Annotated in this window: 9 protein-coding genes; 5 read left to right on the top strand and 4 right to left on the bottom strand. The window is 58.4% G+C overall.

Translation table 11 applies throughout. The features are described 5' to 3' along the window. Positions 1–180: 180 nt before the first annotated feature. On the bottom strand, positions 181–813 hold the full coding sequence (locus AC1DIH_RS01310; RefSeq protein ID WP_401124554.1) for a TetR family transcriptional regulator: 633 nt from the start codon (positions 811–813) through the stop codon (positions 181–183). Between the two features lie 157 nt (positions 814–970). Beyond that, on the bottom strand, positions 971–1447 hold the full coding sequence (locus AC1DIH_RS01305) for a hypothetical protein (protein WP_477770304.1): 477 nt from the start codon (positions 1445–1447) through the stop codon (positions 971–973). Positions 1448–1835: 388 nt separating this feature from the next. On the opposite strand from AC1DIH_RS01305, the gene AC1DIH_RS01300 reads away from it, so the two are divergent. Continuing rightward, positions 1836–3911 carry an AsmA family protein gene (locus AC1DIH_RS01300; protein ID WP_477770303.1) on the top strand — a complete coding sequence of 692 codons (2076 nt, stop codon included), beginning with the start codon at positions 1836–1838 and terminating at the stop codon, positions 3909–3911. Between the two features lie 60 nt (positions 3912–3971). Here AC1DIH_RS01300 and AC1DIH_RS01295 read toward each other — a convergent pair whose 3' ends face one another. After that, positions 3972–4898, bottom strand: a complete 927-nt coding sequence (locus AC1DIH_RS01295; protein ID WP_477770302.1) for a LysR substrate-binding domain-containing protein — start codon at positions 4896–4898, stop codon at positions 3972–3974. Positions 4899–5040: 142 nt separating this feature from the next. Here AC1DIH_RS01295 and AC1DIH_RS01290 point away from each other — a divergent pair, with 142 nt between their 5' ends. Together AC1DIH_RS01290 and AC1DIH_RS01285 are read left to right on the top strand one after the other, a co-directional pair. Next, complete coding sequence (locus AC1DIH_RS01290) at positions 5041–5679, top strand: FMN-dependent NADH-azoreductase (protein WP_477770301.1); 639 nt, start codon at positions 5041–5043, stop codon at positions 5677–5679. 164 nt (positions 5680–5843) lie between these two features. After that, entirely contained in the window at positions 5844–6734 is an 891-nt protein-coding gene (locus tag AC1DIH_RS01285; protein ID WP_477770300.1) for an esterase/lipase family protein, read from the top strand. Positions 6735–6839: 105 nt separating this feature from the next. Here AC1DIH_RS01285 and AC1DIH_RS01280 read toward each other — a convergent pair whose 3' ends face one another. Then, complete coding sequence (locus AC1DIH_RS01280; RefSeq protein ID WP_477770299.1) at positions 6840–7715, bottom strand: DMT family transporter; 876 nt, start codon at positions 7713–7715, stop codon at positions 6840–6842. A 96-nt stretch (positions 7716–7811) separates the two neighbouring features. On the opposite strand from AC1DIH_RS01280, the gene AC1DIH_RS01275 reads away from it, so the two are divergent. Both AC1DIH_RS01275 and AC1DIH_RS01270 read left to right on the top strand, forming a co-directional pair. Beyond that, positions 7812–8594, top strand: coding sequence for an AraC family transcriptional regulator (locus tag AC1DIH_RS01275; protein ID WP_477770298.1), 783 nt, complete (start codon positions 7812–7814; stop codon positions 8592–8594). Between the two features lie 189 nt (positions 8595–8783). Then, positions 8784–13172 carry a dermonecrotic toxin domain-containing protein gene (locus tag AC1DIH_RS01270; RefSeq protein WP_477770297.1) on the top strand — a complete coding sequence of 1463 codons (4389 nt, stop codon included), beginning with the start codon at positions 8784–8786 and terminating at the stop codon, positions 13170–13172. Positions 13173–13283: the final 111 nt, after the last annotated feature.

The raw sequence follows: 13283 nt of genomic DNA, 5'->3' as shown, positions 1-13283 counted from the left end.
AGCAAGGGGCTTGCCAATCGGACGAGACGTAGGAAAACCCTGTCAGAGCGTAGAAGATGTTTCTGGATGTTGCGGGATTTTGAATAAGTGCGGGTGGGTTTGGTGCGTGCGGATTCTTGTGTGCACCCTTTTGTGGCGGTCTTGATCGTTCCCACGCGCAGCAAAGGAATTGATCGCTGGCTACTCGGTACTGCCGAGGCCTTGCCAGTGTTTGAGACCGATAAAGATAAAGCGCAGCTGTTGAGTGATCTTCGCCTGTGGCGTCAGGTGCGCGGGCAAGGCTTCGGCGGGCGGGTCGATGATGTCGGGGAGGGTGGCGAACACGCTTTTGACGATCAGGTCGGCCATGACCGACAACCCGGCAAAATCGAGGTGTTGCAGTTTGGGCATCAAGGACAGGTCGGCGGCCAGGTCCGAGCTGATGTTTTCGCGCAGTTTGCCGATGGCCAGGCGCACAGGCAGCGAGCCGCCATATTGTTCGCGCGCCAGAAACAGGAACTGCGAACGGTTGGCCGCGACCACATCAAGGAAAATTCGCACCGAGGCATCGATGATCCCGCCCATGACGAATTCATTGTGGCGCACCAGGCGGATGGTTTCGCGGAAGGTCTGGCCGACTTCGCTGACCAATTCCAGCCCCAGCTGATCCATATCGGCAAAGTGCCGGTAGAAACCGGTCGGGACAATGCCGGCGGTTTTCGCCACTTCACGCAGGCTCAGGCTGCCGAATCCTCGGCCGCATTCCATCAGGTGGCGGGCAGCGTCCATCAAGGCGTTGCGGGTCTGTTGTTTCTGTTCGGCGCGGGGCAGCATCAGGCGGCTGACTTCTAATCAAGGACAGCGGCGCACTCTAGCAAATCAGCTTTGCTGGCGTCGAACTTGAGTAAAGGAAGGTGAGGCGGGGAGTGCAAGCTACATAAAGTCAAAGCCCGATCCAGGAGATCGGGCTTTTTTCCAGGCCAGCATGGCCTTAGCTCAGGCTAGCGTTGCGTTCGATCACACGGTCACCACCACCTTCAGCAAGGGTTTGGCCTTGTGGGGTGCGATCGGAGCCGTCGGAAGCCAGGGTCTGGCCTTGTGGAGTGCGATCGGATCCGTCAGAAGCCAGGGTCTGGCCTTGTGGAGTGCGATCGGAACCGTCGGAAGCCAGGGTCTGGCCTTGTGGAGTGCGATCGGAGCCATCGGAAGCCAGGGTCTGGCCTTGTGGAGTGCGATCGGAACCGTCAGAAGCCAGGGTCTGACCTTGTGGTGTCTTGTCGTAGCCGTCCTGAGTGATCAGGCCTTTTTCTTTCAGGCGTTCGTTACCGTTGGCACCATCGGCAACCGTTTGGCTGTAAACCGAGTGGCTGGATTTGACTTGCGGAGTTGCCTGATCGGCAGCTGGCAGGGCAAAAGCGGTGCTGGCTAACATCGAAAGGGTCAGGCTAAGCAGTATTTGGCGTTTCATGATCGGTTGCTCCTTGGGAGGGCTATAAAGTGGGTACGAAGCTAATGCTACTCTCGATAAGTCGATATAAAAGTTCATAAAGACAATGGTAATAATCAACGGAATTGATTGTTCGGCGGAAAGCCTCTAGAACGGACGTTTCCGGGGAGCGCTTTTGCACCGAGGTGGGTATTTTCGACTCACTTGCGGGTCGAAAAAGTGCGGGGGCGGGTAACGCGAGCTGTCTGATCGGTCAGGAAAGTTGGTTTTTTCATGTCTGAATGGAAGGAGCGTTAAACCTGCGGGCCATTTGCCAGTCGTAGCTCCTATAATCGGCCGATTTTTGTCCTACCGTTTCCATGCAGGCGTCGCAGTCAGGGCGCTGAGTCGCAATCAGGAGTTCTGTGCAATGACGCGCACTCGTAAAATTCTCGCCTGGGTTGTCGGCAGCCTCGTGCTGCTGATGGCCGTGCTGGTGCTGATCATCGCGTTCTTCGACTGGAACCGGATCAAACCGCCGCTCACCACCAAAGTCTCCGAAGAACTGCACCGCCCCTTTGCCATCAACGGCAACCTGACGGTGACCTGGAAACGTGAAGTCGATGAAGGCGGTTGGCGCGCCTGGGTGCCGTGGCCGCATGTGGTGGCCGAGGACTTGAGCATGGGCAACCCGGACTGGTCGAAAAAGCCGCAAATGGTCAGCCTCAAGCGCGTCGAGTTGCGGATCTCACCGTTGGCGCTATTGGCGCAGCGGGTGGTGATCCCGCGCATCGACCTCACCGAACCCAATGCCGACCTGCAACGCCTGGCCGATGGCCGTGCCAACTGGACCTTCAAATTCGATCCGAAAGACCCGAACGCCGAACCGTCCCGCTGGACGGTAGACATCGGTGCTATCGGCTTCGACAAGGGCCACGTCAGCCTCGATGACCAGAGCCTCAACACTCAGCTCGACCTGCTGATCGACCTGCTGGGCAAGCCGATCCCGTTCAGCGACATCGTCGGTGATAAAGCCGCGAAGAAAGCCCTGGAGAAGGGTTCGGCGCCGCAAGACTATGCGTTCGCGCTGAAGGTCAAAGGCCAGTACCACGGTCAGAAACTGGCGGGCGAAGGCAAGGTCGGCGGGCTGCTGGCATTGCAGGACGCGGCCAAGCCGTTCCCGTTGCACGCGCAGGTGAAGATTGCCGACACCAGCGTCGAGTTGGCCGGCACCCTGACCGACCCGCTGAACCTCGGTGCGCTGGACCTGCGTCTGAAACTGGCCGGTACCAGCCTGGGCAATCTTTATCCCTTGACCGGTGTACCCCTGCCGGCTTCGCCGCCTTACACCACCGACGGTCACTTGATCGCCAACCTGCGCCAGGCGGACGGTGCGACGTTCCACTACGAGGCATTCAACGGCACCATCGGCAGCAGCGATATTCACGGCGACCTGACGTATGTCGCCAGCCAGCCACGGCCCAAGCTCAGTGGCGCAGTGGTCTCCAATCAACTGTTGTTCGCCGACCTCGCGCCGTTGATCGGCGCCGACTCCAACGCCAAGCAAAAGGCCCGGGGCGGCGAAAGCAAGCAGCCGGCAGACAAGGTGTTGCCGGTCGAGGAGTTCCATACCGAGCGCTGGCGCGATATGGACGCGGATGTCGAATTCACCGGCAAACGCATCGTTCAAAGTGAGAAGCTGCCGTTTACCGATCTGTATACGCACCTGGTGCTCAACGATGGTCAGATCAGCCTGGAGCCGCTGCGCTTTGGCGTAGCAGGCGGCAAGCTCGATGCGCAGATCCGTCTGAACGGCCTTGCCACGCCGTTGGAAGGACGGGCGAAACTGACCGCGCGCGGCTTCAAACTCAAGCAACTGTTCCCGGGCTTCGAGACGATGAAAACCAGCTTCGGTGAGCTCAACGGTGACGCCGACCTCGCAGGTCATGGCAACTCGGTGGCGGCGTTGCTGGGCAGCGCCAATGGCGATCTGAAGCTGTTGATGAACGACGGTGCGATCAGTCGTCAACTGATGGAACTGGCCGGGCTGAATGTCGGCAATTATGTGGTCGGGAAAGTCTTTGGCGACCAGGACGTGAAGATCAACTGCGCGGCGGCCGACTTCGACGTCAAGACCGGTCTGGCGACCTCCCGGCTGTTTGTGTTCGACACCGAGAACGCGATTGTCTACATCGACGGCACGGCGAACATGGCCAGTGAGCAGCTTGACCTGACCATCACGCCAGAGTCCAAGGGCGTGCGGCTGATCTCGTTGCGTTCGCCGCTGTATGTGCGCGGCAAATTCATCAAGCCGGACACCGGTGTTAAGGGTGTGCCGCTGATGTTGCGGGGCGCGGGGATGGTGGCGCTGGGCGTGATTGCCGGTCCGGCGGCGGGACTGCTGGCACTGGTGGCGCCGAGTGGCGGTGAGCCGAATCAGTGTGTGCCCTTGTTGGCGCAAATGAAGGCAGGCAAGGCGCCGGTGACGGTCAAGCCGACCAAATAGTCGGCTGTCTATGTGATCGTTCCCACGTGTGGGAGCGATCATCGTAGCCAGCGGCGGCACCTACGGGCGTTCGTGTGATGGCTGCGATTTTGGCAAAAGCCCCGAAAGCTTTGCCTCTTCATCCAGCCACTGGAAAAACGCCCGCACGGGCGGATGCCGTTCGCGACCGGGCACACACAATGCGCTGTAGCCGGCGCCATCCACCTGAACCTCAGGGCGATACCCCACCAGCAAACCACTGGCGACACTTTCCGACACCAGAATATTGCTCGCCAGCACCAGGCCCTGGCCGGCAATCGCCGCTTGCAGGGCGTAATGCTCTTCGTCGTATTCACGCGTGACGGGATGGCGACTCAGCCAGGTTTCCCCGGCTTGTGCGCACCAGGCTTCCCAGCCGTGGGCGTAGAGCTTGGAATTGTGCCAATTCACGCTGATCAGCGTCGGTGTCCGGCTGCTGCCCAGGGCGACTTGCTCGGGCGAGCCGTAGACCCCGAATTGCTCATCGAACAGGCACTGGCCGTAGAGGTTCGGGTAATCGTCGAGGCTGTAGCGGATCACCAGGTCGACACTCGCGTCCTGATGCAGGTCGATGACCTCGCAGTGGGTGTCCAGCCGCAGTTTGATGTTCGGGTGGCTGGCGTAGAAGCGCCCCAGGCGCGGCACCAGCCACAGCGTGGCAAACGCCGCCGTGGTGGAAATCATCAGCGTGCTGCCACTGCGTTGCGGGCGCAGGGTGTCGACGCTTTGCGCCACTTCGAGCAAGGCGCCATGCAGGCTGCGGAACAGCCGGTCACCGCAGTCGGTCAGTTTCACGCGGCGCGGCAAACGTTCGAACAACGGTACGCCGAGCCAGTTTTCCAGCGAGCGGATTTGATGGGAAATCGCCGTCGGCGTCACCGACAGTTCATCGGCGGCCGCTTTGAAGCTCAGCAGCCGTGAGGCGGATTCGAACGCGCGCAGGGCGGTCAGGGGCAGCGAGGCAAACATCCGGAAAGCTCCATGGATGAAATGGATTCATCCTGACTGACTTTTACTCATTTGAAGACAGGTGGCTGTGCGCTTCAAGCTTAAGTCCACCTGCTTCAACACAGTTTGATCTTTCAGGTTTAGTCATTTCAAGGGAATTCAGATGAGTAAGATTCTTGCAATACACGCCAGTCCTCGTGGTGACCGTTCGCACTCACGGCGGTTGGCCGAAGTGTTTCTTGCCGCGTGGCAGACCCATCATCCGCAGGCGCGGTTGACCCGTCGGGAAGTCGGTCGGGCGCTGATCCCGCCGGTCAACGAAGCGTTCATCGCCGCGGCGTTTCATCCTGAGCCCGAGTCTCGGCTGCTGTCGATGCAAGCCGACCTGGCGCTCAGCGATGAACTGGTTGGTGAGTTGCTCGGCCACGATTTGCTGGTGATCTCCACGCCCATGTACAACTTCAGCGTGCCCAGTGGCCTCAAGGCCTGGATCGACCAGATCGTGCGCCTGGGCCTGACCTTCAATCACTCGCTGGACAATGGCATCGCCCAGTACGAGCCATTGGTGAAGGGGAAAAAAGCCCTGATCATCACCAGCCGTGGCGGTTTTGGTTTTGGCCCTGGTGGCGAGAATGAAGCGATGAACCACGCCGATCCGCTGCTGCGCACCGCATTGGGTTTTATCGGCATCGACGACATCACCGTGGTCGCGGCCGAAGGTGAAGAGTCCGCCGAACGGACATTTGCGGTTTCATCCGCCGAGGCTGAGCAACGCTTGTTGGCGCTGTCCAGGGTGTTTTGAAATGGCCTGGGTGTTTCTGCTGATTGCCGCCGCGTGGGCTTGAAGTAGGGGGGCTGGAATGTCATAGACTGGTCGTGAAGGTGTCATCCTCGGTGGCGATGCTCAAGTCCGACGTCTTGCATCCCGCCCTGGGCCTTCTTACTCGATCACAAGGATGTCTGCCCATGTCGCAAGAGACCGCCACGCGTTATCCCTTGGTGCTGGTCCCGGGCATGCTCGGCTTTATTCGCCTGCTGTTCTACCCCTACTGGTACGGGATCATTTCGGCGCTGCGCCGGGGTGGGGCGACGGTGATCGCGGTTCAGGTTTCGCCGGTCAACTCCAACGAAGTGCGCGGTGAAGAGCTGTTGGTGCAAATCGATGAAATATTGCGCGAAACCGGAGCGGGCAAAGTCAATCTGATCGGCCACAGCCAAGGTTCGCTGACCGCCCGTTACGCGGCCGCCAAGCGCCCGGACCTGGTAGCCTCGGTGACGTCGGTAGCGGGGCCCAACCATGGCTCGGAGCTGGCGGACTATCTGCACAGACACTGTCCACCCGACAGTGCCAAAGGCCGTGTGCTGAGCGCCTTGTTGCAGCTGGTTGCGTGGCTGATGGGGCTGCTGGAAACCGGTCATCGCAGGCACAAATGGCCGGTGGATGTGCATGCCTCGCACAACTCGCTGACCAGCGAAGGGGTCGCGTTGTTCAACCGGTGTTATCCACAGGGATTGCCCGAAACCTGGGGCGGGCAGGGGCCGGAGCTGGTCAACGGCGTGCGCTATTACTCGTGGTCCGGGACCTTGCAGCCAGGCAAGACCGACCGTGGCGGCAACCTGTTCGACGGCACCAACCGCAGCTGTCGCTTGTTCGCCACCACCTTCGTCCGCGAAGCGGGGCATTGCGACGGTATGGTCGGGCGCTACAGCTCGCACTTGGGCACGGTGATTGGCGATGAATACCCGCTGGATCACTTCGACATCGTCAACCAGTCGCTGGGGCTGGTGGGCAAGGGCGCGGATCCGGTGCGGTTGTTTGTCGAGCATGGTCAGCGGTTGAAGGCGGCGGGAGTGTAGTCGCTTTTGTGGCGAGGGAGCTTGCTCCCGTTGGGTTGCGCAGCAGCCCCAAAACAGGCGACCGCTTCGCGGTCGAGCGGGAGCAAGCTCCCTCGCCACAGGGGATCAGGTGCGACCTAACACCGTGGTCCAACGCTCCGAAAGAATCACCCCGCCCAACGTCAGCACTCCACCCACCAGGTGATACAGCGCCAGTTGCTCATGCAGCACCACCGCGGCAATCAATGCGGTAATCAGTGGCAGCAGGTTGAAGAACAGCGTGGTTCGGCTTGGCCCCAGACGCACCACCGCTTGCATCCACGCCAGTGGCGCGAGCATCGAGGCCAGCAGGCAGGCATAAAGCACCAGTGGAATGTTCTGCAAGGTCGGGCCGACTTTGGGCGAGGCCAGGAACAGCGGAAACAGCACCACCACCGCCACCAGCACCTGCAAATACAACAACACCAGCGGCGGCAAACGCAGCTGCCATTTTTTCAGCAAGGTGCTGTAGACCGCATAGGCCAGGGTCGCGATCAGCATCATCGCATCGCCCAGGTTGACCCCGTGTTCCAGCAGCGCGCCCAGGCTGCCGGACGACACCACCACCAGCACGCCGGCAAACGACAGCACCGCACCGGCCAGCGCGCCTGCGGTCAGCCGTTGGCCGAGGCTGATAATGGCCATGGCCAGCGACATCAACGGCATCAGCGACAGGATGATGCCCATGTTGGTGGCCGAGGTCAGCGTTGCGGCGAAGTAGGCCAGGCTTTGATAGACCGCCATGCCAAGCACGCCGAGGACGAAGACCTTGCCCAGGTTCGGGCGAATGACCGCCCAATGACGCATCACCGGTCTGAGCATGAACGGCGTGAACAGCAACCCGGCGAGCAGCCAGCGATAAAAACCGATCTCGGCGGGAAAGATCGCGCCGACCGCCAGTTTGTTGATCACGGTATTGCCGGCCCAGATGAAAATGGCCAGCAGGGGATAAGCGTATTGCATGGGGGAAAACCAGAACGTTGATGAGGGGTGATTATCGCTTGTCTGGATGCGCGCCTATACTGCGATCCAGACAACCTGCCCCTGATGACGGACAGCATGAACAGTAAACACATCGATCTGCTGGATTTCAGCGAACTGCCGGCCCCCGTGTACTTCCGCTATGCCGACTTTGATGCTCACCGCTTTGCCTCGGCCCATCGTCATCCGTGGGGCACGCTGGAGTATTCGGCCCACGGCGTATTGCACATGGAAATCGGCGGCAGCCGCTTCATGTCGCCGCCGCAATACGCGGTGTGGGTGCCGCCGCAGACCGAGCACAGTTTCTACAGCAACCAGCCGATCAATTACCGCGCTGTTTGCCTCGCGCCACCCCTGTGTCGCGACCTGCCGCAACAGGCCTGCACGCTGGCGATCAGTGACATTCTCAAGGCGATCCTCAAGGACTTCGCCGTCCGCGACGTCAAGATCCCCGAGCGCCCGGCAGACAAGCGCCTGGCCGAGGTGTTGGTCGATCAGCTTCAACAAGCGCCGGTGCATAATTGTTATTTGCCTTACGCCAGCAGCGCCGGATTGCTCAGTGTGCTCGAAGCCTTGCAGGCATCGCCGGGCGATAATCGGCCGTTGGCGCAGTGGGCCGAGCAGATCCACGTCAGCGAACGTACCCTGGCCCGGCAGTGTGTTCGGGAGCTGGGCATGAGCTTCGGTGAGTGGCGCCAACGCCTGCGTTTCCTCGCTTCGATCGAAGCGCTGGACAGCTCGCGCAGCATTCAGGAGATCGCCTTCGATATGGGCTACAGCACGTCGTCGGCGTTTATCGCGATGTTTCAGCGCCAGGCCGGTTGTACGCCCGAGCACTACCGTCGGTACAACATTTTTTGAACGGTTTGATGACACGTTGAGTCGGCTGTTGGTTATATCGACTCATGAAACTTCAGCAAGAAATATCTTACGATCTAATCAGACGTGCACTCCATTAATGGGGCACCGAGCGTTGTACGCTTTTAGCGATGCGGCGCCACTATTTCTTAAGGGGCTGTTCATTCAAATAATTAATTCAGGTAGTGTCAGATGGTTTCGTCATCAACAAACAGTACGTCGCCTGCCAACGTTACTCAGGCAAGTATTCACCACGAATTTATAGAGCGTGCACTTCCTGCCTGGCTGACCCTGGCGACGCCGCACAGGCTTCGGGCCCTGAAAGTGAGCGGTGCAGGTATTCCTGAGTGGATCAGGAATGCTTCCAAAGCTGAACACCTCAGCATGCTCAACGCCGTGGAAGCAAGTTGGTCGTCACAGAATGATGTCGACAAAATGCTGATGGATTTGCAAGACGTCTATACATTTTCCGAGCCATTGCTGCGTCAGGCGTTAAAGGAAAAATACGGGGTTGAAGATGACGTCAAGGACACGTTCCTGAAGTTGTACTCCGAAGTAAAGTTGTCTCCATGGACCCATAACTTTGATGGCGGTGCGACCAGTCGTACTGTTTCCTTGCTGGATGCGGCGCTGCACAACTTTTCAAGTTCCGAGGTGTTTTTGTCGGGGTCGGAGTTTATCTCCCGGCCTGATGCGCAGGGACGTTTTGATATAAAGAAGATACGAAACACTATGTCCATTGAGCAATTCACGGCACTGTGTCGCGAGTTGGATATTGGCGCCAGGTACAAACACTACCTGGAAAGTTACTTGCGCCCCACCGATGGTCTGGCCCGCGGGGTCTTACAGCACAAAATCATAAAAAGCCAGCAGGCCGCGCTGAAAGTCGCCCTGCAAACCGCGCTCTTGAAAAAAGACATCGGGGCGCAGGCGTATCTCGTTGTGCAGGGCGTGATCAAGGGGCTTAAAGGCCTGACCCTGGACGGTATTCCCGTTCGTTACTATCACCTGACGATGCTCGACACGCTCCTCAAAGGCATCGTGCTCATCGCCGCGGATCTCGATGCGCCCTATGGCGCAAACAGGCGAATCATTGCCTATGTGCCGCACGATCCCGAGCATCCATTGAAAGAGTACGCCTCGCTCATCGAGTTCAGCCGCGAACTGACTCGCCAATTACGTGACACCGGCCAGGCGTCGTCACCTGCACAGACCTCGTCCGGACTCAGTTATCAGCAGTTCTTCAGTCGCTTTGTCGACCATCAGCAGCGTGGGCATTTTTTTGCCGCGCTCAATGGTCAACTGGTGCGGGTCACCCAGCACGATAAAGAATGGGGAGTGGACCTGCCCGTATGGCGAGAAACTCCTGTGGAAAACCCACGTCTGCACTTTGGCGTCGTGCGGTTCGAGAACGACACCGAGACCCGTTTCAACGGTGACTTGTGGGTTTATCTCTATCAGCAACAGCAAAACAAAATCCTCAACGACGCCCGGACGTTGGTCATTTCCACTGCCGATGCCGATCGTACGGAACGTTGGGCGTGGGTTGAAAATCTGCAAAAAATGCTCTCGGATATCTTCAATGTCGCGTTATTGGTGGTGACCCCTTTCGTGCCTTTTCTGGGTGAATTGATGCTGGCCTATACGGCTTATCAGTTGGTCAGTGAAGTTGTTGAAGGCGTACTCGATCTGTCTGAAGGATTGTATCTGGAGGCTGCTGAACAACTGATCGGTTTCACCGAGAGCGTGGTTCAACTGGCAGCGTTTGCCGGCGACATCAAGATTGGCGATCTGGCGTTCTCCAGGCTGTCACCCTTTATCGAAGGGGCAAAACCGGTCACCCTGCCCACTGGCAAACAACGCCTGTGGGGGCAGAATCTTGAGCCTTACCAGCAAAAGAACCTGGTTCTGGCCGCAGACTCAAAGCCCGACGCTCTATGGCTGCATCAGCACGACGGCAAGCCGATCCTGCGCCTCGATACATATCACTTCGAACTCAAAAGCGACCCGCAAACCGGCAAGCACCGGGTGCAGCATCCAACCCGGCCAGATGCCTATCAACCTGTGGTCGAGAGCAACGGGGCGGGGGCATTCGTGATCGAAGGTGAGCAGCCTCAGTCGTGGGATGAGCAGACGCTGATGGCGCGGATGGGGCAACCGCTTGACGGTTTGACCGATTCGTTCGACGACATCCGCACGGTCAGTCGCACCCATGTCGACGCGATGCGCCGGATGTATATCGACAATGAGCCTCCATTGCCGTTACTGAGCGATACCGCTACACGATTCAGGATTGATCGGGATATTCAGACGTTCATCGATCGGATCAGCAGCGAACAACCACAGCATTACTTGAAAGCCGATGTACGCACACAGCTGCAACTGCTGGATGGCGTGTGGCCCAGAGAAAGGCAACTGCAACTTGTTGCGCGCGATGGAAGCGTCATTTGGGAGACAGGTTCCAAGGAGTCTGCACCTGTGCGGATAAACGAGGACCGCCTGAACGATGGCGACCTGATTGCAACCTTGCTTTCGCACCTTGATGAAGGTGAAACAAAAACACTGATGGAAGACGTTTTCGGTACGTCGGTCACGACTACCGGGGCTCATGCAAAAATCCTGCGGGCGGAACTCGCTCGCCGTGCCCGTGCCAAGCGAAGCTTCATGTTCGATGCTCGCTACAAAGAACACGAGTTGCGCTGGAGTGCTCAGGTACAAGCCGTTCAGTCCGAAATGCCGGGGCTGCCTGGCGCTGTAGCGCAAGAGTTGCTGGCGGTCGCCACACCCGAGGAACTGCAAATAGTCGCCCAAGGGCGCTTGCCATCGCGACTCAAGGGGTTGGCGCTCTATGCGCGTGAAGAGGTGAGGGTTGCTCGTGCTTATGAGGGGCTTTATCTGGCGTCGGTCGAAAGCGTCGATACCGATACGCTGGTGCTGCATTCGCTTGAGAACCTGCCGGGCTGGCCCGCCGAGGTGTTCATTCAAGTCAGGCTGTTCGAGTACGAAGGCAGGGTGCTGGACAGTATCGGTACAGAACACGCCAAGCTTAAACGCACGATTGTCTCGCGCGCAGATGGCAGCTTCCAGACTTACGATGATCAAGGTAATGCCTTGCACGCAGAGACTGACCTCTACTCCTCGATCTTGCAGGCACTCCCGGATGCCGAACTGAGCGGTTTGAATATTCGCAGGAGTGACGTTCAGACACTGAAGCAGGCCGTACGTGACCACGCGGTAAGGCCTGACAGGTTGTCCACGATACTTTCGCAGTCCCCGGTCCCGATACCACCGGCTTTAAATCCCAGCTTGCTTCGTCTGCGTGGTGGTGCTCCCGCAGAGGAGGCGGTGGGGTCACAGCCGCCGAATATCCAGGAGGTTTTTGAGGATCTCGTTTTGCGGGCATATTCCTCTGAGCCCCAGCCGTCGGTAAAAAACGACTATTTGAGTGGGCTCGAGTTAATACACGACAACCTGTCGGTACTGGACCTGAATTATCTCCAGTGGGCGTTTCACGACGCTGCCGACAGTCCTTTGGTGACTGCAACAATGAGGCAGAGTGTCGAACTGTTGCCTGAGTTGAAAAAGCTGCTGTCCCCTGAGCAATTCACCGAACTGCTGGGCAACATGTTCATGGACGGTGAACCAACGCCCTTGTCGGATTCGCAGCGGGAGCTGGGAATGACCGCTCGTTACCTGAGGAGAACAGAACGTACGGATCAATATGAGTCGCTGGCCCTGGCAACGAAAGCAGGCAACGTCCCGTCGGGCATGCTGGCTGATTTGTATAGCTACGTGGAGATGCTGGGTGAGCATATGACCGCAGCCGATAAGGTCATTGAAGTCTCGTCGCAGACTATGGCCGATCTGAATATGGCGCAGCGTGCGATCACCCGCGCCAAGGAGCTTCTCCCCTTGTCCGGCAACCAACTACCGAGCATCTGGGAAAAGGGCGGATCGGCTATTGCCGCACTGAAAAACCTCCGAAAAATCGACTTGGCTACCGGCTTGCCTACGGCCGAGCTAACCATTGCCGAAGCTGCACAGGCCGCTATCAACATCAAGGGCGGGAACTGTTCGGAGAATTCGAAGGTGACGTTCTCGATCCTCGCGAACCAGCCCAGGACGTCTGAAATACACATTGTCAAAGCCAGCAACTTTGACCATCAGTATGTGGTCATTGGTGACTTGAGCCACCCGGAGCAATTGGTCGCTGCCGATTCCTGGCCAGAGTTTCCCGGTGCCCATCTGGTCAGCGAAGGCTATTTCACGTTTGATCCTGAACCGGTGCTGACCCTGAAGCCTGGCCCTGCCGTCGCTGAATATGCGTTTATCGACGATGCACCTTCTGGCCCTGCCGTTATTCCGCCTCGAGGCTCGGATGATTCAACGCTCAGGGCGATAAAAATTCCCAAGCTGCATCAGAAAGGCGGTTATGCCCAATGGACTTCATTGAAAGAGCTAGGCGCTACCTATGTAGCGCCTGATGAGCAAGCGGTTTCTTTCGAGCGACACAGCGCCTCGGTTATCGAGAATCGCCTCGAGACGTTTGAGGGCTACCACAAAGCGATCTCGTCCCGTTAACGGCCATTCTTGAAGCGTTGTTCGAGCCGGGGCCGAGTCACTGATAACTCGCTCCCGGCTTTTTTGCAGGTCGTCATAGTTGAAAGATGAAGGTGTAACGGCATTTGTCTA

It is taken from the genome of Pseudomonas sp. 05N36, assembly GCF_056397385.1.
This window is presented reverse-complemented; position numbering and strand designations above follow the sequence as displayed.